Consider the following 20243-nt stretch of genomic DNA (forward strand, 5'->3'; position numbering starts at 1 on the left):
GCCCATGGCTAACAACCAGGGCCCCCAGGGCAATTACGACCCCGCAGGCAGCACCCAGATGTTCCGCGCGTTCGTCGACGACGCCCCCCAGACCCGGCAGGCGGCCCCGGCAGCCTCCTCCGGACCCCGCATCGGCCTGATCGCCGGCATCGTGGCCGCCGTGGTCGTCGTCGCGGCGGTGGCCTGGCTGGCGCTCTCGTAGCACCGGCGCGGACCCGCGCGCACGGACGGCACACGCACGACGACGGCGACCGCCGCGGCACCCCCGAGGTGCCGCGGCGGTCGCCGCTGTGCCGTGCGCCGGACCCGGTCCGGCTCGTGCGCGGGACTCAGTCCGAGATGAGGCCCTCGCGCAGCTGCGCCAGGGTGCGGGTCAGCAGCCGGGAGACGTGCATCTGCGAGATGCCGACCTCCTCGCCGATCTGCGACTGGGTCATGTTGGCGAAGAAGCGCAGCATGATGATCCGCCGCTCCCGGGGCGGCAGCTTGGCCAGCAGCGGCTTGAGCGACTCGCGGTACTCCACGCCCTCCAGCGCCGTGTCCTCGTAACCGAGGCGGTCCGCCAGCGAGCCCTCGCCGCCGTCGTCCTCCGGGGCCGGCGAGTCCAGCGAGGAGGCGGTGTACGCGTTGCCCACCGCGAGGCCGTCGACGACGTCCTCCTCGGACACGCCCAGCACGGCGGCCAGTTCGCCGACCGTCGGGGAGCGGTCCAGCTTCTGGGAGAGTTCGTCGCTGGCCTTCGTCAGGGCCAGGCGCAGCTCCTGGAGGCGGCGCGGGACGCGCACCGACCACGAGGTGTCGCGGAAGAACCGCTTGATCTCGCCGACCACCGTCGGCATCGCGAACGTCGGGAACTCCACGCCCCGTTCGCAGTCGAAGCGGTCGATCGCCTTGATCAGGCCGATGGTGCCGACCTGGACGATGTCCTCCATCGGCTCGTTGCGGGAGCGGAAGCGCGCGGCGGCGTAACGCACCAGCGGGAGGTTCAGCTCGATGAGGGTGTCCCGGACGTAGGCGCGTTCGGGGCTGTTCTCGTCGAGGGCGGCGAGCCGCAGGAACAGGGAGCGGGACAGGGTGCGGGTGTCGATGGCCCCCGAGGCCGGAAGGGCCTGTGCCGGCACGGCGTCGAGGGTCGGTACGGCTTCGACGGCCTGCACGTCATCGACGGAGCCGATGGGGCCGACGGGGCCGAGTGCCTCGATCGTGTCGGGCGCGGTCTCGCTCTCCGCGAGCGCGAGCACCTTCGAGCTGCCCTGGTCTGCGGACATGCCACCCCCTTTGGGTCGCGGGACGGTCGCGGCACACGCTCCCACGCCGGGAACGCAGCCTTCACCTGAATACCGGAGCCGAGGCTCCGGCAAACGCGTCTCCGGCAGAATGTCACATGTCGGCAACGCGCTGTAGTGACATGTCGACATCCGAGACGCGAAAACCCCCTGGAAACAGGGGGTCTGACGGCCTTTCGGCTCGATTCCGCCCACAACGTCCCTGGTGAGCGATTCGCTCGTCCCGGTGACCCGTAGCTCGCGCCTTCGATTGTGTGTCGAGGCGCTTTCGAGACTACGCCTCGATCCGGTTCGCCGACCTCAATCGCTGGAAACTGCGCGCGAGGAGCCGGGAGACGTGCATCTGGGAGACGCCGAGTTCCGCGCTGATCTGCGACTGGGTGAGGTTGCTGTAGTAGCGCAGCAGCAGGATGCGCTGTTCCCGTTCGGGGAGCTGGACGAGCAGGTGCCGGACCAGGTCGCGGTGCTCGACGCCGTCGAGGGCGGGGTCCTCGTAGCCGAGCCGGTCGAGCAGTCCGGGCAGCCCGTCGCCCTCCTGGGCGGCCTCCAGCGAGGTGGCGTGGTAGGACCGTCCCGCCTCGATGCAGGACAGCACCTCCTCCTCGCTGATGCGCAGCCGTTCGGCGATCTCGGAGGTCGTCGGGGAGCGCCCGAAGGCGGTGGTGAGGTCCTCGGTGGCGCTGTTGACCTGCACCCACAGCTCGTGCAGCCGGCGCGGTACGTGCACGGTGCGGACGTTGTCGCGGAAGTACCGCTTGATCTCGCCGACGACGGTCGGCATCGCGAACGTCGGGAACTGCACGCCCCGTTCCGGGTCGAAGCGGTCGATGGCGTTGATGAGCCCGATGGTGCCGACCTGGACGACGTCCTCCATCGGCTCGTTGCGGGAGCGGAAGCGGGCGGCGGCGTAGCGCACCAGCGGGAGGTTGGCCTCGATGAGCGCCGCCCGTACCCGGTCGTGTTCCGCGGTGCCCGGTACCAGGTTCTTCAGCTGCCCGAAGAGCACCTGGGTCAGGGCCCGGGTGTCGGCCCCCCGGCTGCGCTGCGGCGAGGACTCCCGCGCGGGGGGTTCCGGGGCCTGGGCGGGTGGTACGGGGGGTTCCGGGGCCTGGGCGGGTGGTACCGGGGGTTCCTGGGCCCGGGCGGGCGGTGCGAGCGGCTCCGGGGCCTGGGCAGGCGGTGCGGGCGGTGCTTGAGGCGCAGTACTGGCCGGCACGGTCAACTCCACCTCGTGATCTGTCAACTCTTCCGTCACTCATCCGTCAAAAGCGGTCATAGCATCACAAGACATGTGCACTGTGTGCAAGCACCGCATAACGTCGTGTTGAGTGAATACGGAGGGGCGCGCGGGGTGCGGGCCGCGGTGAACGAGCAGCGGCCCCGCACCTGTCAGGTGCGGGGCCGCTGCGCACGGCGGTGCCGGTGGTCGCTAGAACTCGTAGTCGGCGATCACCCAGGTGGCGAACTCCCGCCACAGGGCGACGCCCGCCTGGTGCGCGGGGTGGTCGAGGTAGCGCTGGAGGGCGCCGGCGTCGTCCACGGCGGAGTTGATGGCGAAGTCGTAGGCGATGGGCCGGTCGCTGATGTTCCAGGCGCACTCCCAGAAGCGCAGCTCCTCGATCCGGCCGCCGAGCGACCGGAAGGCCTCGACGCCCTCCTCGACGCGCGGGTCGTCGCGCTCCACGCCGTCGTCGAGCTTGAACAGCACCAGGTGGCGGATCATCACTTTCCTCCGTTGGCGGCCCAGGTCATGAAGTCGCCGACGGCGCCCGCCGCGTCGGAGATGCCCTGGAAACCTATCTGGACGTAGTCGGCGGCCTTCGCCGGATCCGTGATGATCACATACAGCACGAAGACCACGAGTGCGTAGACGGCGATCCTCTTCGCGTTCACCGCCACCGCGGCCTCCCCTGTCCCTTTGCTGACGCCTTTCGGTCGCTCATGATCGCACGAAGGGCCCCGTCTTTCGACGGGGCCCTTCAAGAGCGGTAGCGGAGGGATTTGAACCCTCGGTGACTTGCGCCACACTCGCTTTCGAGGCGAGCTCCTTCGGCCGCTCGGACACGCTACCGAGGGAGACCTTACAGCACGGTGCGGCGTGCTCAGAAATCGGAATCCGGGGGCGTCAGCGCTCGCGGAAGAAGTCCGTGAGCCGCCGGGCGCACTCGTCGGCCAGCACGCCCTCGATCACCTCGGGACGGTGGTTCAGCCGGCGGTCGCGCACTACGTCCCACAGGGAGCCGGCCGCGCCCGCCTTGTCGTCGCGGGCGCCGTAGACGACGCGGTCCACGCGGGACTGCACCAGCGCGCCCGCGCACATCGTGCACGGCTCCAGGGTGACGACGAGCGTGCAGCCGGACAGCCGCCACTCGCCCGCCTCCGCCGCGGCCCGCCGGAGGGCGAGGACCTCGGCGTGGGCGGTCGGGTCGCCGGTGGCCTCGCGTTCGTTGTGCCCGCTCGCCAGCACCGTCCGGCCGTCCGGCGCCAGCACCACGGCGCCCACCGGGACGTCCCCGCCCCGCGCCGCCCGTCCGGCCTCGGCCAGGGCGAGCCGCATCGCGGCCCGCCACCGGTCACGTACGGGATCGGGCGGTACGGAGTGGTCGGGCGGTGCCGTTCCCGGTGCCGGGCTTCCCGGGCCCTCCCCGGCCGGCGCGGTCAGCGGACGGTCTCCAGGACCTCGGAGGCGCCCAGGGCCTCGGCGATCTCGCCGACCGCGTCCCCGGACATCGCGCGCAGTTCCTTCTCGCTCAGGCCGAGGTCGTCGAGGACCTCGGCGTCACCGACCGGTCCGTGCGGCACGGCCTCCGCGCTGCCGGCGGCCGCGTCACCGCCGTCGGCAGCGTCCTCGTCCTCGTCATCGGACTCGCCGTCCTCCGTACCGTCGAGGTCGAGGGCGTCGAGGTCGTCGCCCTCGTCACCGGGGTCCCGGCCGAGCAGCTCGTCGGTGAGCAGGATCTCGCCGTAGCTGCTGCGGGCGGCCGCGGCCGCGTCCGAGACGTAGATACGGGGGTCCTCCTCGCCGTCCACCCGGACGACTCCGAACCACGCGTCCTCCTGCTCGATCAGCACGAGCACCGTGTCCTCGTCGGGAGAGGTTTCCCGGGCCAGGTCGGCCAGATCCGACAGGGTCTCCACATCGTCGAGCTCAGTGTCGCTCGCTACCCATCCGTCTTCGGTGCGCGCGAGCAGTGCGGCGAAGTACACCGTGACTCTCCCACTGGTCCTAGGCGTGCCGGTTGGGGGTCCCCCCGGCGGAGGCTGCGGGTGGGGAGCGGTGCTCCGAGCCCACCCACTCGGAATCGTGGCAGAAACAAGGCCCTCAGGGGACGTCTTCGGCGCCCTGTGTCCGGCAGTTTCGACCCGTCTCCCGGAAGTACATACCCGGGTGGCCGCCCATCAGCGCTCTCGTCACCGCCACGTGCGGATCGTACGCGGATTCCCGCCGCGCCCGCGTACGCCGCCGCCGTGACGTCGGCGCGGCGTGCTCCGCCCGGCCGGACGGGGCCACCGCGTGCTCCGCCCGGCCGGACGGGGCCACCGCGTGCTCCGCCCGGCCGGGCGGGGGCTACCAGCGGAAGGTGCGCATGCGCATCGCGTGGCGCAGCCGTGCGGTCTTGGCGCGGCGTGGCTGCACGCGGTCGCGCAGCTCCCGGGCCTCCGCGAGGTCGCGCAGGAACTGGGCCCGCCGCCGACGGCGTTCGGCCTCCCGTTCCGGCTCCGTACTCCGCTCCGGCTCCGTACTCCGCTCCGTGCTTCGCTCCGTCCCGCGCGTCGTCCCCGGCCCCTCGCCGGGGGACGGCGTGTTGTGGAAGTCCCGGTCAGGCACAGTCTCACCACCCAGCGTCCGTCCCTCCCACCTTCCCCCGGCCGGGGGGTTTGACGCCCGCGGGAGAGCGCGGTCGTGGCGCGGGCCGGTCCGCGGCCGCGGGGACGCCGGCCCCACGGGGCCCGGTTACTGTGGGGGACATGCGTCTCCACGTCGTCGACCACCCCCTGGTCGCTCACAAGCTCACCACGCTGCGCGACCAGCGCACCGACTCCGCGACCTTCCGTCGTCTCGCCGACGAGCTGGTCACCCTGCTCGCCTACGAGGCCACGCGCGACGTGCGCACCGAACAGGTCGACATCCACACGCCGGTCTCGCGGACCACCGGCGTCAAGCTCTCCCACCCGCGCCCGCTGGTGGTGCCGATCCTGCGCGCCGGTCTCGGCATGCTCGACGGCATGGTCCGGCTGCTGCCGACCGCGGAGGTGGGCTTCCTCGGCATGGTGCGCAACGAGGAGACGCTGGAGGCCTCCACCTACGCCACGCGCATGCCGGAGGACCTCTCCGGCCGGCAGGTGTACGTCCTGGACCCGATGCTGGCCACGGGCGGCACCCTGGTCGCCTCGATCCGGGAGCTCATCAAGCGCGGCGCCGACGACGTGACGGCCGTGGTGCTGCTCGCCGCCCCCGAGGGCGTCGACGTCATGGAGCGCGAGCTGGCCGGCACCCCGGTGACGGTCGTGACGGCCTCGGTCGACGAGCGGCTCAACGAGCACGGCTACATCGTGCCGGGCCTCGGCGACGCGGGTGACCGGATGTACGGGTCGGCCGAGTAGGCCCCTCCCGCCCCCGGCCCCGCCTCAGCAGCTCCTCTTCTCAGCAGCTCTTCTTCTCTGCGGCGGTCGTCGTGCGCGGCGCGCTCAGCCTCGCCAGCGCCGCGTCGGCGTCCGGCCGCTTCGCCAGTTCCCTGAAGCCGTCACCGATGATCAGGTCGACGGCGGTGCCCTTGCGGGCCGCCTCGCCACGGCGTTCGGCGCCGGGGAGCTGGGTGCCGAGCACGGGCAGCGCGCCCTTCAGGGACGCGGCCGGACCCAGCAGGACACCGGCGCCCTTGACCTTCTTGTCGTACTCCTTGGGCGCGTTGCCCACCTCGCCGACGCGGAAGCCGCGCTTCTTCAGCTCGTCGGCCGTCTTCTGGGCCAGGCCGCCGCGGGTGGTGGCGTTGAGCACGTTGACGGTGACCTGGGCCGGCTTGGGCACGGCCACGGCGGCGGGTGAGGGGCTCGCCTTCGCGGCGACCGTCCGGCAGTCCGCCCCGGCGCCGATCGCGGAGGCCTTGTCGCCGCCGGTGAAGACGTCGATGAGCTGCAGCGTGCCCCAGCCGAGCAGTCCCAGCACGGTGACGCAGGCGACGGCGGCGACCGCGAACCGGCCGCGCCGTCGGGCCGGTCGCATCCGCGGGTACTTGTCCCCCGTGATCTTGTACTGGCCGCCCATGCCAGGGGGAGTGAGCATGCTCATGAGCGCAGCGTAGTGCGCCCGGGCGGCGATGCCTATTAGATGATCAGTCGGCGTTCCGAGGTTCACCGCAATGCAACCCGAAAGGGTCAAGCGGCGGCGTCAGAGGGCCTTCGAGGGCGCCGGTCAGTCGAGTTCGAGCACGCGCGCGTGCAGCACCTGACGCTGCTGGAGCGCCGCGCGCACCGCGCGGTGCAGGCCGTCCTCCAGGTACAGGTCGCCCTGCCACTTCACGACGTGCGCGAAGAGGTCGCCGTAGAAGGTGGAGTCCTCGGCGAGGAGGGTCTCCAGGTCGAGCTGGCCCTTGGTCGTCACGAGCTGATCGAGGCGGACCGGGCGCGGCGCGACGTCCGCCCACTGCCGGGTGCTCTCCCGGCCGTGGTCGGGGTACGGCCGGCCGTTTCCGATGCGCTTGAAGATCACACGGAAAGCCTACCGGCCGGGACGCGGCGGGCGCAGCCATGGCGGGGCAGTACGGCGCCGGAAATGACGCCGCAAACGGGGCAAACGGGGATGGTGGCCGGCGAGGGGCCAAGCCGTCGGCGCGTCGTCGATACGCTCCGGGCCCGCTGTCGGCGAGCGGTCGGTGTGCGTGCGGTGTGCGTGCGGTGCGCGGTCGGCGGGCCGGCGGGGGCGGGACCGGTCGCGGCCCCGCCCCGCCGCGCGGGCGTCGCGTCAGCCGCGTCCCCTCTCTCGGTCGCGCCCCCCTTCTCGCGCGGGCGGCCGGGGTTCGCTCGGGGCCTGCGGGCCGCCGGTACCGGGCTCGGGGGTGCGGCGGGCGCCCTCGGCGCGCATCAGGGCGCGCAGGACGGCGTAGGGGTCGTTGAGCATGGGTGGGCTCCTCGTTCCTGGTTCCGTGTTCCCGTGGCGGGGCGCTCCGCGGGCGCGCGGAGGGCCGGTGGACCGGCGCGGGAGGCCGGCCCGGTCCCGTCAGCAGCGCAGGACCACGGAGCGCGGTGCGCGCGAGGCGGGTGACGGGCCGCTCGGAACGGGGGGCGGGGGTACGCGGTCGGCACGGACGCGGGGGCGGGCCGCCGGGGCCGACCGGGTGACGACGGCGCGACGGCCGCCGCGGGCCGGTGCGCGCAGGGCGGTGTCGAGGTGGTCGTACTCGCCGGCCGCGCCGCCGCCGGTGGCTCCCCCGTTCGCACCGGCCGCCGCGGCCACCGGCGTGGCCTGGGCCGACGCGTGCGTGCAGGGCACGAGCAGGACGAGCAGCAGGACCAGGGCCCGCAGCCAGGCTGCGCGGCGGCGCGACGAGGGCGCGGGCCTGTGCGCGCGGGCCCACGACGAGGGCACGGGCCTGTGCGCGCGGGCCGGTCGTATCGCGCGTACCGCGGGGGTCGGCCGTATCGTGCGGGCCGCGGGGGCCGGTCGTATCGCGCGTACCGCGCGGGTCGGCCGTAGCGTGCGGGCCGCCCTTCCGGCGCGTGCCGTGCGTCCGGCGCGGGCGGTGGTGACGGTGGTGGCGGTCGGAGTGGCGTGGGCGGTGGTGACGGTGCGGGTGGTGTGTGCGTTCGTGGCGCTTCGGGTGGCGCGCGCGTTCGTGGCGGCATGCGGTGCGGGACTCACGTCAGGTCGTGTCCCTCCGGCGGCTCACCGGCCGTAGGGCCGGCCCGGGAACCCCTCGCACGGCGCGCGGCCACCTGGCGCGGGCGGCGTTCACAGGGCGTGCGGGACCTGGTGGGCGCGCCCGCGCAGACGCACCGACGTGACGATCTCGACCACGCCGACGGCGACCAGCCACCAGCCGCCGACCAGCATGAGGACGGCGGCCGATTCGACCGGCGAGTCGATCAGGACGACGCCGGCGGCCACCGTGACCACGCCGAGGAACAGGTGCCACCCGCGCGCGGGCATCGCCGGGTCGTGCACCGCGGCCACGATCTGCGTGACGCCCCGGAAGAGCCAGCCGATGCCGATCCACAGGGCGAGGAGCAGCACCGACTGCAGCGGGCCGCGGAAGCAGAACAGGCCGAGCAGGATCGACACGGCGCCGCTGACGAAGGCGAGCACCCGCAGGGCGGTCGTCCGGTGGGTGCCGAAGGCGGCGGCCAGTTGGAGGATGCCGCTGACGACGAGGTAGAGACCGAAGAGCACTCCGGCGGCGCGCAGCGAGGCACCCGGCCAGACCAGGACCAGCACGCCGAGGACGAGCGAGGCGGCCCCGGTGAGCAGCACGGTCCGCCAGGCGGTGCGGGACAGCAGGTGCAGGGGCCCTTCCAGGGCCGGTTCGGGCTCGTGCGGCCCGGCGGCCGGCGTGCGCGTGCCGTGCCGGGCGTGCACCCCGCGATCGTCGTACGGCTGTCCCCCGGGGGATCCGCTGTGTGGCTCGGTCATGCTCCATGCTGGGAGCGCCCCCACGGGCCCTGCCACTCGAGACGGTCCAGCGGACTGACGGCGCGGGCGCGGCCGACGCCGGGGACCGAGCCGTCGGCGCCGTGACCGCCCGGGGTGCCCCGGGCGACCCGGCTGCTCGTCGGCGGCCCGGCTACTCGTCGGCGGCCTTCGCCGCCTTCGCCGCCTTGGCCGCCGCCTTCATCTCCTGTTTGTGGGCGCGCACCTTGGTCAGGGACTCCGGCCCGGTGATGTCGGCGACCGACCGGAAGGAGCCGGAGTCGCCGTAGGCCCCCGCCGCCTCCCGCCAGCCCTCGGGACGGACGCCCAGCTGTTTGCCGAGCAGGGCGAGGAAGATCTGGGCCTTCTGCTTGCCGAAGCCCGGCAGGTCCTGGAGCCGCTTCAGCAGCTCCCTGCCGTTGTCGACGCCCCGCCAGACCGCCTCGGCGTCACCGTCGTAGGTGTCGACGAGGTACCGGCACAGCTGCTGGACCCGGCCCGCCATGGACCCCGGGTAGCGGTGCACGGCCGGCTTCTCGGAGAGGAGCGCGGCGAAGGCCTCCGGGTCGTGGGCCGCGATGTCGTGCGCGTCCAGGTCCTCCGCCCCCATCCGCCGGGCGATGGTCGACGGGCCCTTGAACGCCCACTCCATGGGGACTTGCTGGTCGAGCAGCATGCCGACCAGCGCGGCGAGCGGACTGCGGCCGAGCAGCTCGTCGGCCTCCGGGTCCTGGGCGAGGTGAAGTGTGACGTCCATGCCCCGATGATCGCGCGTGCGGGTCGGGGGCGCGCGCCGGTCCCCGGGGTGAGCGTGGCCCCGGGGTGAGCGTGGCCCCCCGGGGCCGCCGTGCGTCCCGCGCTGCCCCCCCGGGCGACCGCGCCCGCGGGTTCAGGTCGCGCGCCAGTACCCCAGCGCGTTCACCCGCTGCTTGGGCACGCCCAGCTCCTTGCGGGCGTACGCGCCCAGCGCCCGCGTCGTAGCCGTGTCGCAGGCGATCCACACGTACGGCTCGGGGGTGGCCCGCAGCAGCTCCGGGAGGTCCTCCTTCACCCGGGCGACCAGGTGGGCGCCCGCGTCGCGGCGCGGGACGGTGCGGACCTCGTGCCGGGCGGGGTCGGTGCGGAAGGGCAGGCCGTCGTCCGCGCCGCCGCCCTCGAACCAGATCGTCGCCGGGACCGGCCCCAGCGCGTCGAGGAGCGAGTTGAGGGCGGGCAGCGACGCCGGGTCCGCGACCGCGAAGAGGCGCGAGGGCGGCGGCTGCGGCACCTCGAAGCCGGTGCCCTGGACCGTCGCCTCGATGGTGTCGCCCGGCTTCGCCGCCCGGGCCCAGTCGCTGGCGCACCCCTCGTGCAGCGCGAACTCCATGCCGAAGGTGCCGGTCGCCGGGTCGGGGTCGACCAGCGTGTAGGCCCGCTGGTGCGGCTTGCCCGCGTCGTCGAACCACAGCCGCACCCACATCGTGGGGTGGACGCCGGTCGCCGCCAGCATGCCGCCGTCGGCCAGGCGCAGCCGCCGGAAGTCCGGAGTCACGTCCTCCGCTTCCGTCACCGTGAATGCGAAGTCCTTGCCCCGCATCAGCTTGAGGACCGCGCCCTCCCAACCCCGCCCCTGCCTCATCGTTTCTTCACCCTTCACGTACTATTCGGCCACGACTGAAGACTTAGGTGAGCCTAACCTAAAGGAAAGTAGAGGCACAGGGGTGAGCGCCGAGACCTACCGCGACGCCTGGGGAATCCCGCACCTGCGCGCGGACAGCGCGGACGAACTCGCCCGCGCCCAGGGCCGGGTGACGGCCCGCGACCGGGCCTGGCAACTGGAGGTCGAGCGGCACCGCGCCCAGGGCACCTCCGCGTCCTTCCTCGGGGCCGAGGCCCTGTCCTGGGACCGGTTCGCCCGGCGGGCCCGGCTCGCCGACACCGCCCGCCGCTGCTACACCGCCCTGGCGGAGCACGACCCGGAGACGGCCGCCTGGGTACGGGCGTACGTGGACGGCGTCAACGAAGGGCTGGCCGAAAAGGAACCCTCCCCCGAGTTCGCGCGCACCGGCCTCGCCCCCGGCCGCTGGGAGCCCTGGACGCCGCTCGGCGTCTGGCTCGCCACACACATCCTCTTCGCCGGCTTCCCCGCCAAGCTCTGGCGCGAGCACATCACCGCGCACCTCGGCCCGGAGGCCGTCGCGCTCTTCGCCACCGACGGCCCCGGCACCGCCGGCAGCAACGGCTGGCTGGTGAGCGGCGAGCGGACCGTCACCGGGCACGCGGTCATCGCCGGCGACCCGCACCGCTGGATCGAGGACCCCGGCGTCTACCAGCAGATCCACCTGTCCTGCCCGGAGTTCGACGTCGTCGGCCTCGCCGTGCCCGGCGTCCCCGGCATCGCCCACTTCGGCCACACCGGCACGGTCGCCTGGGCCATCACCAACGCCATGGCCGACTACCAGGACCTGTACCACGAGCGGCTGCGCCGCACCGGCGCCGGCGTCGAGGCGCTCGGCCCCGACGGCACCTGGCACCGCGCCGCCCGGCACACCGAGACCATCGCCGTCGCGGGGGAGGGGACCGTCGAGGTCGAGGTCGTCGAGACGGACCGGGGCCCGGTGATCGCCGGCGGCCCCGAGGGCCTGGACGACGGCACCCCGGCCGCCCTCAGCCTGCGCTACCCGCCCCGCGTCACCGGCGACCTCGGCTTCGGCGCGCTGCTGCCGCTGCTGCGGGCCCGCCGGGTCGCCGACGTGGACCGCGCCCTGGACGCGTGGACGGAACCGGTGAACGTCGTGCAGGCCGCCGACACCGAGGGCGGACTGCTGCACCGGGTCGCGGGGCGCGTGCCGGTCCGGTCCGAGGCCAACCGCCTGCGTCCCGTGCCCGCCTGGGTGCCGGGCCACGACTGGGAGGGCTGGCACACCCCGCCCCGCGCCGGACTCACCGACGGCGTCGCCGTCATGGCCAACCAGCGCGGCCCGGCCGGCCCGCTCGGCGTCGAGTTCGCCCCACCGCACCGCGCCGACCGCATCGCCGCCCTGCTCGCGGGGAAGGAGCGCTGGTCGGCGGCCGACATGCCCGCCCTCCACACCGACACCCACCTCGGCTCGGCCGGCCCCCTCCTCGACCGCCTCGCCGCCCTGGAGGACCTGAGTCCCGAGGCCGGCGCCCTGCGCGACCGCCTCCTCGCCTGGGACCGGCACATGGACGCCGGCAGCACCGACGCCGCGCTCTACGCGGCCCTGCGCGGAGCGGTCGTACGCCGACTGACCGCGCACCCGTCCCTCACCCGGGCCGCCGTGCCGCCCGCCCACCCCGAGGTGCTCCAGCCGTGGCTGGCGCTGCTGCCGCGCGTCGGGTACGCCCTCGAACACCTGCTGCGCGCCGAGGACCTGTACGGCATCGACCGCGCCGCCGAGGTCCGTGCCGCACTGGAGGAGGTGGCCGTGCGGCCGCCCGCCGGCACCTGGGGCGACACCCACCGCCTCGCCCCCTGGCGGGCGCTGCCGACCGGCTCGTCCGGGGAGGAACCCGGCCTGTCCGGGGACCACGACTGCGTGCTGTGCACCTCCGCCGTGCCCGGCCTCACCGACCGGGCCGCGCGCGGCCCCGCCGCCCGCTACGTATGGGACCTGGCCGACCGGCAGGACAGCCGCTGGGTGGTGCCCCACGGCGCCTGCGGCGTCCCCGGTTCACCCCACCACCGCGACCAGCAGCCCCTGTGGCTCGCCGGCGCGCTCGCCCCGGTGGTCACCGACTTCGACCGGCTCACGAAGGAGACCGATGTCTGATCCGTACGCCTCCCGCACCGCCGTCCACGAGCAGCACCTCGACGGCTTCGGCACCGTCCGCGTCCTCCCCCTGGACGCCGCCGCGGACGCCGCCGTGCTGCACCACTGGGTGAGCGAGGAGCGAGCCGCCTTCTGGGGCATGAGCGGCCTGACGCGCGACCAGGTCGCGGACGTCTACGCCCACATGGACACGCTCGACACGCACCACGCCTTCCTCGTGGTCAAGGACGGCGAACCGGTCGCGCTGCTCCAGACCTACGACCCCGAGGCCGACCGGGTGAGCGAGTGCTACGACGTCGAGCCCGGCGACATCGGCGTCCACCTGCTGCTCGCCCCCGCCGGGGCCGAGGGCGCCCGGCCCGGCTGGACCGCCGCGCTGGCGGCGTCCCTCATGGCGTACGTCCTGCTGGGCCTGGACCGGCAGCGGATCGTGGTCGACCCGGACGTGGCCAACGACAAGGCGATCGCCCGCTTCCTCAAGCAGGGCTTCACCGCGGGGCCGGCGGTCGTCCTGCCCGAGATAGACCTGCCGGACGTCCACCTGCCGGAGAAGAAGGCGCAACTCGCCTTCCTCCGCCGGGAGGTAGCCTTCCCCGCGTGACGCCGCCCCCGCCGACCGCCGAGGACCTGATCGCGCACTACGGGCTGGAGCCCCTCCCCCGGGAGGGCGGCCTGTACCGGCAGACCTGGGCCGGGCCCGAACGCCCGGACGGGCGCCCCACGGGCTCGGCCATCGTCGCCCTGCTGACCGCCCGCCCGGACGACTACTCCGCCCTGCACCGCCTGCCCACCGACGAGGTCTGGCACTTCTACCTCGGCGATCCGCTGGAGCTGCTGCTCCTCGACCCGGGCGGCGGCGCGCGTACGGCCGTGCTCGGAGCGGATGTCCTCGGCGGACAGCACGTGCAGTTCACCGTCCCCGCCGGGACCTGGATGGGCGGCCGGGTCGCGGCGGGCGGCGCGTGGTCGCTCTTCGGCTGCACGATGGCCCCCGGCTTCACCTTCGGCGACTACGAACACGGCGACGCGTCCGCCCTCACGGCCCGCTACCCGGCCGAGGCCGCGCGCATCGCGGACCTGTCCCGCCCCTGACCCCGCCCGGCGGACCGTGACGCACGCGGGCCGCTGCGGGTGAAACCGTCGCGCCCGGCGGTGAGCACGGCGGCCGCCGCGTCCGTACACATCGCCGAGGCAGTAGGCCCCGACGACGGAGACGCGACGTGCGGTGTGGTGGCGGTGCAGAAGCCGGAGCTGGAGCTGGAGCCCGGTGGCGACCGGTCCGGCGGCGGGCGGGGGTGGCGGCGCTGCTGGGTGCCGTGCTGGTGCTGCTCGTCCTCGCCGGCGCGGGACCGGCGTCCGCCCACGCCGCCCTGCGCTCCACCGACCCCGGGGACGGCACCGTCCTCCCGCGGGCCCCGCGCCACGTCACCCTGACCTTCACCGAGTCCGTCGGCCTGCGCGACGACTCCTTCCGCGTCCTCGACCCCGGCGGCCACCGGGTGCGCACGGCGCGGGCGGAACGTGCGGACGGCCGCGCCGACACGGCCCGCGTCCCGCTCTCGGGAGAACTGGGCGAGGGCACCTACACCGTGGCCTGGCGCGTGGTGTCGGCGGACAGCCACCCCGTCTCCGGCGCCTTCACCTTCTCGGTCGGTAAGCCCTCCGCGACGACGGCGCCGCTGGACGCCGGCCCCGCCGAGGACCCGCTGACCGCCGCCCTCCACCAGATCGCCCGCTTCCTCTCCTACCTGGCCGCCACCCTGCTCATCGGCACCGCCGCCTTCGTCGTCCTGTGCCGCCCGCCGGACCGCGCCCCGCTGCGCCGGCCGCTGCTGGCGGGCTGGTGGACGCTGCTGGGGGCCACCGTCGCCCTGCTGGTACTGCGGGCGCCGTACGAGGCGGGGCGGGGCCCCTCGGCCGCCCTCGACGCCGGTGCCCTCGGCGCCACCCTCACCTCCCGGCCCGGAGCGCTGCTGCTGGTCAGGCTGGCGCTGCTGGTGCCGGTCGCGCTGCTCCTGCTGCGCGCGTCCCGGACGGAGGGCCACCCCGAACGCGCCCCGCTGCCCGCCGCGCTCGGCGCCGTGACCGCCGTCGGCCTCGCGCTGACCTGGGCCGGCGCGGAGCACGCGTCCGCCGGGATCCAGGTACCGCTGGCGATGACGTCGTCCGTGCTGCACCTGCTGGCGACCGCGGTGTGGCTCGGCGGTCTGGTCTCCCTGCTCATGACCCTGCGCGGCAGCCCGGACGGCGCCACGGTCGCCCGCTTCTCCCGGGTCGCCCTCACGTCCGTGACCGTCCTGGTCGTCACCGGCGTCTACCAGTCCTGGCGCGGTCTCGGTTCCTGGACGGCGCTCACCGGGACGCCGTACGGCAGGCTGCTGCTCGCCAAACTGACCCTGGTGGCCGTACTGCTCACCGCGGCGGCGCTCTCCCGGCGGTGGACCGCGGCCCTGGCGGCGGGTCAGCGCCTTCCCGAGCGGGCCGTGTCCGCGAAGGTACGGGTAGGGGTACGGGTTCCGGTCCCGGCGGGCGGACCGCCGCCGCGGGCGCCGGAGCCGTCGCGTCTCTCGGAGCCGTCGCATCTTTCGGAGCCGCCGGATCTCTCGGATCTCTCGGAGCCGATCCTGCCGGAGGACGGGCTGCCCGACCCCGATCCGCTCCCCGCCCGGGACACCGCCCACTACCGGGGGCTGCGCAGGTCCGTCCTGACGGAGGCCGTCGTCGCGGGCGTCGTCCTGGTGGTCACCACCGTGCTCACCGCCACCCAGCCGGGCCGGGCGGCGGACGAGGCCGCGCGGTCCGTACCGGCGGGCGGCGTGCTGCCCGCGTCCGTCACCACGATCCCCTTCGACATCGGCCCCTCCGGCCGGGGCACCGTCCAGATCACCCTGGACCCCGGCCGCACCGGCGACAACGCCGTGCAGGCCGTCGTCTTCGGCCCCGACGGCAGCCTGGCCGCCGTACCCGAACTGCGCCTGTCCTTCACCCTGCCCGACCCCGGGGTCGGCCCGCTCCACGCGGAGCTCGTCGACCGGGGCGGCTACTGGAGCGCCAACCGCCTCACCCTCCCCCTCCCCGGCACCTGGACGATGAGGACGACGATCCGGGTCTCGGAGATCGACCAGGTGACCGAGACGAGACGGATACGCATCGAGCGCTAGCGGTACGGCAACGCCGAGGGACCGAGACACGTCGAAGGGCCCGCTGCAAGCAGCGGGCCCTTCGACATCGTGCCCGGTGAGGCACTGGCGGAGGATACGAGATTCGAACTCGTGAGGGGTTGCCCCCAACACGCTTTCCAAGCGTGCGCCCTAGGCCTCTAGGCGAATCCTCCGCGGCAAACATTACATGACGTCGGAGAGTGCTTGCGAACTCGTTCTGGGCCCCCCGCATCGGGTAACGTGTGCCCCAGCCCCTCACGCGGCGCTATCTGACTGAACTCCCCCAGGGCCGGAAGGCAGCAAGGGTAGGTCGGCTCTGGCGGGTGCGTGGGGGGCGCCTTGCGTCACGGGGTGGCCGGGTTCACAGGGCGCTCCGGTTGTCAGTGGGCGCCTATAACCTCGTATGCGTGTCGTCTCTCGCGCTCTACCGCCGTTACCGCCCGGAGTCCTTCGCCGAGGTCATCGGTCAGGGGCATGTCACTGACCCGCTGCAGCAGGCGCTGCGGAACAACCGGGTCAATCACGCGTACCTGTTCAGCGGGCCGCGCGGCTGCGGCAAGACGACCAGCGCCCGCATCCTGGCGCGCTGTCTGAACTGCGAGCAGGGCCCCACCCCGACGCCCTGCGGCGCGTGCCAGTCCTGCCGGGACCTCGCGCGCAACGGCCCGGGGTCCATCGACGTCATCGAGATCGACGCCGCCTCGCACGGAGGCGTGGACGACGCCCGTGACCTGCGCGAGAAGGCCTTCTTCGGGCCCGCCTCCAGCCGGTACAAGATCTACATCATCGACGAGGCCCACATGGTCTCGCCGCAGGGTTTCAACGCACTGCTGAAGGTCGTCGAGGAGCCCCCGGAGCACCTCAAGTTCATCTTCGCGACCACCGAGCCCGAGAAGGTCATCGGGACCATCCGCTCGCGTACCCATCACTACCCCTTCCGGCTCGTGCCGCCGGGCACCCTGCGCGAGTACCTCGCCGAGGTGTGCGGCAAGGAGCAGATCCCCGTCGACGACGGCGTGCTGCCGCTCGTCGTCCGGGCCGGCGGGGGCTCCGTCCGTGACTCCATGTCCGTCATGGACCAGCTCCTCGCGGGCGCCGGTGCCGACGGTGTGACGTACGACATGACGACCGCCCTGCTCGGCTACACGGACGGCTCGCTGCTCGACTCGGTCGTCGAGGCGTTCGTCACAGGGGACGGCTCGGCCGCCTTCGGGGTCGTGGACCGGGTCATCGAGGGCGGCAACGACCCGCGGCGCTTCGTCACCGACCTGCTGGAGCGCCTGCGCGACCTGGTGATCCTCGCCGCCGTGCCCGACGCGGGGGAGAAGGGGCTGATCGACGCCCCGGCCGACGTCGTCGAGCGGATGCAGGCCCAGGCGCGGTCCTTCGGCGCCGCCGAGCTGAGCCGAGCCGCCGACATCGTGAACGAGGGGCTCACCGAGATGCGCGGTGCCCACTCGCCCCGCCTCCAGCTGGAGCTGATCTGCGCGCGCGTGCTGCTGCCCGCCGCGTACGGCGACGAGCGTTCGGTGATGGCCCGCCTCGACCGGATCGAGCGCGGTGTGCAGTTCTCCGCGGGCGCGGGGGCGCCCGCCATGGGGTACGCGCCCGGGCCCGAGGCCCACGGCGCGATGGGGAACGTCCCGGCCGGGCACGCCCCGGCCGCCGCGGCTCCGGTCGCGCCGGGCGGCGGGCCCGCCGCCGCCCGGGCGGCGGTCCGGGCTCCCGGCCCCGGCGCAGGCGCACCGGGAGCACCGGGAGCACCGGGACAGGGCGAACCGCCGTCGGGACCCGACGCTGGTGCTGGTGCTGGTGCTGGTGCTGGTGCTGGTGCTGGTGCTGGTTCCGGTTCCGGTTCCGGTTCGTACGAAGGTGGCGGTGCCGGCGGAGGTGCACAGCCGCCCACCGCCCCGACGCCTTCCCCGGCCGCCGCTGCCCCCCGCCCGGCTTCGGCCCCGGCTCCGGCTGCGGCGCCTGCCCAGGCCGCCGCGCCCGGTGCCTGGCCGACCGCGGCTCCCGCGGGGGGCGGGCGCCGCCCGGGTGGATGGCCCACGGCGACGCCCACCGGCGGGGGTCGGCCCGCGACACCGGCCGACCCCCCTCCCGCCGCACCGTCGGCCCCCGCCCCGTCCACGCCCCCGGCACCCGCCCCGGCCGCCGCCGCGCCCCTCGCCTCCCCGCCGCCGGGCTCCGGAGTCGACCCGCGCACGATCTGGCCCAACATCCTGGAGGCGGTCAAGAACCGCCGCCGGTTCACCTGGATCCTGCTCAGCCAGAACGCCCAGGTCACCGGCTTCGACGGCACGTCCCTCCAGATCGGCTTCGTCAACGCCGGTGCTCGCGACAACTTCCTGAGCAGCGGCAGCGAGGACGTGCTGCGCCAGGCCCTGTCCGAGCAGTTCAACGTGCAGTGGAAGATCGAGGCGGTCGTCGACCCCTCCGGCGGCTCGGCGCCCCCGCCCCCGGCCGGCCCCTCCGGTGGCTACGGCGGACCCGGCGGCGGCTTCGGGGGCGGCGGCTTCGGGAGCGGCGGGGGCGGCGGCGCGTCCGCGCAGCGTCCCGCACCCGCGCCCGCGGAGCAGTCGTCGGCACCCGCGCCGTCGTCCGCGCCCGCCGCACCGGCCCCCGGCCCGGCCCCGGCTCCCGCACCCCGGCCCCCGTCCCCCGAGCGGCGTCCGGTCTCCCCCGAGGACGACATCCCCGAGGACGACGACCCGGACCTCGACGAGTCGGCCCTCTCCGGCAAGGAACTGCTGGTACGCGAGCTGGGCGCGACCGTCGTCGAGGAGATCGCGCACGAGTAGCGGGGTGGCCGGGTGCCGGGTGGCTGACCGGCCGGGTGGCCGGTCCGAGCCGGGCAGGCCGACCCGGTCGCGGAGGTGCGCTGGAGGAAGCCACAAGCCCTCCTGCCCCCTCCCTTCGGAAGGCCGCACAAACCGGCCCGCCCCGTTCCCATTAGGCTGACCCCGTGAAGGTCCTTGTCATCGGCGGCGGCGCCCGCGAACACGCCCTGTGCCGTTCCCTGTCCCTCGACCCCGACGTCACCGCGCTGCACTGCGCCCCCGGCAACGCCGGTATCGCCGAGGTCGCCGAACTGCACCAGGTCGACGCCCTCGACGGCGCGGCCGTGACGGCGCTGGCCAACCGGCTCGGTGCCGAGCTGGTCGTGGTCGGTCCGGAGGCGCCCCTCGTCGCCGGGGTCGCCGACGCCGTGCGCGCGGCCGGCATCCCGGTCTTCGGTCCGTCCGGCGAGGCCGCCCGACTGGAGGGCTCCAAGGCCTTCGCCAAGGACGTCATGGCCGGCGCCGGCGTCCCCACGGCCCGCTCCTACGTCTGCACGAACGCGGCCGAGGTCGACGCCGCCCTCGACGCCTTCGGCGCCCCGTACGTCGTCAAGGACGACGGGCTGGCCGCCGGCAAGGGCGTCGTCGTCACCGACGACATCGAGGCGGCCCGCGCGCACGCGGCGGCCTGCGACCGCGTCGTCATCGAGGAGTACCTGGACGGCCCGGAGGTCTCCCTCTTCGCCATCACCGACGGCGAGAACGTCCGCCCGCTCGTGCCCGCCCAGGACTTCAAGCGCGCGCTCGACGGCGACGAGGGCCCGAACACCGGCGGCATGGGCGCGTACTCGCCGCTGCCCTGGGCCGACCCCAAGCTGGTCGACGAGGTCGTGGAGAGCGTCCTCCGGCCGACCGTCGACGAGATGCGCCGCCGGGGCACCCCGTTCTCCGGGCTCCTCTACGCGGGCCTCGCGATCACCTCGCGCGGCGTCCGCGTCATCGAGTTCAACGCCCGTTTCGGCGACCCCGAGACGCAGGTCGTACTGGCCCGTCTGAAGACCCCGCTCGCGGGCCTGCTGATGGCCGCCGCCACCGGCAACCTCGCCGACCTGGAACCCCTGCGCTGGAGCGACGACGCGGCCGTCACCGTGGTCGTCGCCTCGCACAACTACCCGGGCACCCCGCGCACCGGCGACCCGATCACCGGCCTCGACGAGGTGGCCGCCGAGGACGCCCCGCACGCCTACGTCCTGCACGCCGGCACCCGCGGCGAGGGCGGCGCCGTGGTCAGCGCGGGCGGCCGCGTGCTGTCCGTCACGGCCACCGGCACGGACCTCGCCGAAGCCCGCGACCGCGCCTACCGGGCCGTCGCCCGCATCGGCCTCGACGGCTCCCAGCACCGTACGGACATCGCGGCGAAGGCGGCCGCGGAAGCCGCGGCGGGGGCCTAGCCCAGTCCCGGAGGACGCCCTCCGCGCAGAACCCGACAGGCCCCGGTTCCGTCTCAGGAACCGGGGCCTGATCGTTGCTGTCCGTCATCCACCTTTCCCCAAAGCCATTCCATCGAGTGACCGATGGTCCATACGGCTGACGGGCGCGAAGGCCCCAACTATGGT

Annotated in this window: 22 protein-coding genes, 2 tRNA genes and 1 other RNA gene; 9 read left to right on the forward strand and 16 right to left on the reverse strand. The window is 74.4% G+C overall.

The genetic code is table 11. The annotated features are described in order from the left end of the window. The first annotated feature begins 4 nt into the window (after positions 1–4). Complete coding sequence (locus ACGF5T_RS06420; protein ID WP_356602829.1) at positions 5–202, forward strand: hypothetical protein; 198 nt, start codon at positions 5–7, stop codon at positions 200–202. Between the two features lie 127 nt (positions 203–329). On the opposite strand, the gene ACGF5T_RS06425 is transcribed toward ACGF5T_RS06420, so the two are convergent. The 8 genes from ACGF5T_RS06425 to ACGF5T_RS06460 form a co-directional block, all read right to left on the reverse strand. Beyond that, complete coding sequence (locus ACGF5T_RS06425; protein WP_356602831.1) at positions 330–1268, reverse strand: RNA polymerase sigma factor SigF; 939 nt, start codon at positions 1266–1268, stop codon at positions 330–332. 292 nt (positions 1269–1560) lie between these two features. Beyond that, entirely contained in the window at positions 1561–2502 is a 942-nt protein-coding gene (locus tag ACGF5T_RS06430; protein ID WP_366767652.1) for an RNA polymerase sigma factor SigF, read from the reverse strand. Between the two features lie 213 nt (positions 2503–2715). Next, complete coding sequence (locus ACGF5T_RS06435; protein ID WP_356602835.1) at positions 2716–3009, reverse strand: Dabb family protein; 294 nt, start codon at positions 3007–3009, stop codon at positions 2716–2718. Beyond that, positions 3009–3185 carry a hypothetical protein gene (locus tag ACGF5T_RS06440; RefSeq protein ID WP_356602837.1) on the reverse strand — a complete coding sequence of 59 codons (177 nt, stop codon included), beginning with the start codon at positions 3183–3185 and terminating at the stop codon, positions 3009–3011. The genes ACGF5T_RS06435 and ACGF5T_RS06440 overlap by 1 nt, the downstream gene beginning before the upstream one ends. 87 nt (positions 3186–3272) lie before the next feature. Further along, positions 3273–3357 (reverse strand) — tRNA-Ser (locus ACGF5T_RS06445). A 54-nt stretch (positions 3358–3411) separates the two neighbouring features. Then, the gene (gene tadA, locus ACGF5T_RS06450) at positions 3412–3843 is read right to left on the reverse strand and encodes a tRNA adenosine(34) deaminase TadA (protein WP_356602839.1); all 432 of its coding nucleotides are present in this window, start codon (positions 3841–3843) and stop codon (positions 3412–3414) included. A 101-nt stretch (positions 3844–3944) separates the two neighbouring features. Continuing rightward, positions 3945–4493 carry a hypothetical protein gene (locus ACGF5T_RS06455; RefSeq protein WP_366767650.1) on the reverse strand — a complete coding sequence of 183 codons (549 nt, stop codon included), beginning with the start codon at positions 4491–4493 and terminating at the stop codon, positions 3945–3947. Between the two features lie 361 nt (positions 4494–4854). Beyond that, positions 4855–5115 carry a hypothetical protein gene (locus ACGF5T_RS06460; protein ID WP_366767649.1) on the reverse strand — a complete coding sequence of 87 codons (261 nt, stop codon included), beginning with the start codon at positions 5113–5115 and terminating at the stop codon, positions 4855–4857. 140 nt (positions 5116–5255) lie between these two features. Here ACGF5T_RS06460 and upp point away from each other — a divergent pair, with 140 nt between their 5' ends. Continuing rightward, positions 5256–5891 carry a uracil phosphoribosyltransferase gene (gene upp, locus ACGF5T_RS06465; RefSeq protein ID WP_356602845.1) on the forward strand — a complete coding sequence of 212 codons (636 nt, stop codon included), beginning with the start codon at positions 5256–5258 and terminating at the stop codon, positions 5889–5891. Between the two features lie 40 nt (positions 5892–5931). On the opposite strand, the gene ACGF5T_RS06470 is transcribed toward upp, so the two are convergent. The 7 genes from ACGF5T_RS06470 to ACGF5T_RS06500 form a co-directional block, all read right to left on the reverse strand. Then, complete coding sequence (locus ACGF5T_RS06470) at positions 5932–6552, reverse strand: LytR C-terminal domain-containing protein (protein WP_356603009.1); 621 nt, start codon at positions 6550–6552, stop codon at positions 5932–5934. A 147-nt stretch (positions 6553–6699) separates the two neighbouring features. Continuing rightward, positions 6700–6996 (reverse strand): type II toxin-antitoxin system VapB family antitoxin, encoded by a 297-nt coding sequence (locus tag ACGF5T_RS06475; RefSeq protein WP_003999914.1) that lies wholly within the window; start codon positions 6994–6996, stop codon positions 6700–6702. Between the two features lie 252 nt (positions 6997–7248). Then, positions 7249–7404 (reverse strand): hypothetical protein, encoded by a 156-nt coding sequence (locus tag ACGF5T_RS06480; protein ID WP_366767648.1) that lies wholly within the window; start codon positions 7402–7404, stop codon positions 7249–7251. A 99-nt stretch (positions 7405–7503) separates the two neighbouring features. Further along, positions 7504–7872 carry a hypothetical protein gene (locus ACGF5T_RS06485; protein ID WP_392887067.1) on the reverse strand — a complete coding sequence of 123 codons (369 nt, stop codon included), beginning with the start codon at positions 7870–7872 and terminating at the stop codon, positions 7504–7506. 363 nt (positions 7873–8235) lie between these two features. Continuing rightward, positions 8236–8913, reverse strand: a complete 678-nt coding sequence (locus ACGF5T_RS06490; protein ID WP_356602851.1) for an HdeD family acid-resistance protein — start codon at positions 8911–8913, stop codon at positions 8236–8238. Positions 8914–9064: 151 nt separating this feature from the next. Next, a complete protein-coding gene (locus tag ACGF5T_RS06495; protein ID WP_356602853.1) occupies positions 9065–9667 on the reverse strand; it encodes an HhH-GPD-type base excision DNA repair protein in 603 nt (200 codons plus the stop codon). 132 nt (positions 9668–9799) lie between these two features. Further along, entirely contained in the window at positions 9800–10528 is a 729-nt protein-coding gene (locus ACGF5T_RS06500) for a siderophore-interacting protein (RefSeq protein WP_356602855.1), read from the reverse strand. Between the two features lie 82 nt (positions 10529–10610). Here ACGF5T_RS06500 and ACGF5T_RS06505 point away from each other — a divergent pair, with 82 nt between their 5' ends. From ACGF5T_RS06505 to ACGF5T_RS06520, 4 genes are all read left to right on the forward strand, one after another. Then, positions 10611–12683 carry a penicillin acylase family protein gene (locus ACGF5T_RS06505; protein WP_366767646.1) on the forward strand — a complete coding sequence of 691 codons (2073 nt, stop codon included), beginning with the start codon at positions 10611–10613 and terminating at the stop codon, positions 12681–12683. After that, positions 12676–13284, forward strand: a complete 609-nt coding sequence (locus ACGF5T_RS06510; protein ID WP_366767645.1) for a GNAT family N-acetyltransferase — start codon at positions 12676–12678, stop codon at positions 13282–13284. The genes ACGF5T_RS06505 and ACGF5T_RS06510 overlap by 8 nt, the downstream gene beginning before the upstream one ends. Further along, on the forward strand, positions 13281–13775 hold the full coding sequence (locus tag ACGF5T_RS06515; RefSeq protein ID WP_361018436.1) for a cupin domain-containing protein: 495 nt from the start codon (positions 13281–13283) through the stop codon (positions 13773–13775). Before ACGF5T_RS06510 ends, ACGF5T_RS06515 begins: the two co-directional genes overlap by 4 nt. A 203-nt stretch (positions 13776–13978) precedes the next feature. Further along, a complete protein-coding gene (locus tag ACGF5T_RS06520) occupies positions 13979–15844 on the forward strand; it encodes a copper resistance protein CopC (protein WP_366767644.1) in 1866 nt (621 codons plus the stop codon). A gap of 85 nt (positions 15845–15929) precedes the next feature. On the opposite strand, the gene ACGF5T_RS06525 is transcribed toward ACGF5T_RS06520, so the two are convergent. Continuing rightward, positions 15930–16017 (reverse strand) — tRNA-Ser (locus ACGF5T_RS06525). 74 nt (positions 16018–16091) lie between these two features. On the opposite strand from ACGF5T_RS06525, the gene ffs reads away from it, so the two are divergent. The 3 genes from ffs to purD all read left to right on the forward strand — a co-directional run bounded on the left by ffs (position 16092) and on the right by purD (position 20078). Next, positions 16092–16186, forward strand: an RNA gene (gene ffs / locus ACGF5T_RS06530) — signal recognition particle sRNA small type. Between the two features lie 65 nt (positions 16187–16251). Further along, positions 16252–18648, forward strand: coding sequence for a DNA polymerase III subunit gamma and tau (locus ACGF5T_RS06535; RefSeq protein WP_366767643.1), 2397 nt, complete (start codon positions 16252–16254; stop codon positions 18646–18648). Positions 18649–18812: 164 nt separating this feature from the next. Further along, positions 18813–20078, forward strand: a complete 1266-nt coding sequence (gene purD, locus ACGF5T_RS06540) for a phosphoribosylamine--glycine ligase (protein WP_366767642.1) — start codon at positions 18813–18815, stop codon at positions 20076–20078. The last annotated feature ends 165 nt before the right edge of the window (positions 20079–20243 follow it).

It is taken from the genome of Streptomyces sp. NPDC047853 (assembly GCF_043204535.1).
In the GTDB taxonomy this organism is placed as follows: Bacteria; Actinomycetota; Actinomycetes; order Streptomycetales; family Streptomycetaceae; genus Streptomyces.

Excerpts from the sequence above, each read along its gene's own strand:
- ACGF5T_RS06420 (WP_356602829.1), top strand. The coding sequence starts at position 5 with ATGGCTAACAACCAGGGCCCCCAGGGCAATTACGACCCCGCAGGCAGC.
- ACGF5T_RS06495 (WP_356602853.1), bottom strand. The coding sequence starts at position 9,667 with ATGGACGTCACACTTCACCTCGCCCAGGACCCGGAGGCCGACGAGCTG.
- ACGF5T_RS06490 (WP_356602851.1), bottom strand. The coding sequence starts at position 8,913 with ATGACCGAGCCACACAGCGGATCCCCCGGGGGACAGCCGTACGACGAT.
- ACGF5T_RS06425 (WP_356602831.1), bottom strand. The coding sequence starts at position 1,268 with ATGTCCGCAGACCAGGGCAGCTCGAAGGTGCTCGCGCTCGCGGAGAGC.
- ACGF5T_RS06435 (WP_356602835.1), bottom strand. The coding sequence starts at position 3,009 with ATGATCCGCCACCTGGTGCTGTTCAAGCTCGACGACGGCGTGGAGCGC.
- ACGF5T_RS06470 (WP_356603009.1), bottom strand. The coding sequence starts at position 6,552 with ATGGGCGGCCAGTACAAGATCACGGGGGACAAGTACCCGCGGATGCGA.
- ACGF5T_RS06500 (WP_356602855.1), bottom strand. The coding sequence starts at position 10,528 with ATGAGGCAGGGGCGGGGTTGGGAGGGCGCGGTCCTCAAGCTGATGCGG.
- tadA (WP_356602839.1), bottom strand. The coding sequence starts at position 3,843 with ATGCGGCTCGCCCTGGCCGAGGCCGGACGGGCGGCGCGGGGCGGGGAC.
- ACGF5T_RS06480 (WP_366767648.1), bottom strand. The coding sequence starts at position 7,404 with ATGCTCAACGACCCCTACGCCGTCCTGCGCGCCCTGATGCGCGCCGAG.
- ACGF5T_RS06510 (WP_366767645.1), top strand. The coding sequence starts at position 12,676 with ATGTCTGATCCGTACGCCTCCCGCACCGCCGTCCACGAGCAGCACCTC.
- upp (WP_356602845.1), top strand. The coding sequence starts at position 5,256 with ATGCGTCTCCACGTCGTCGACCACCCCCTGGTCGCTCACAAGCTCACC.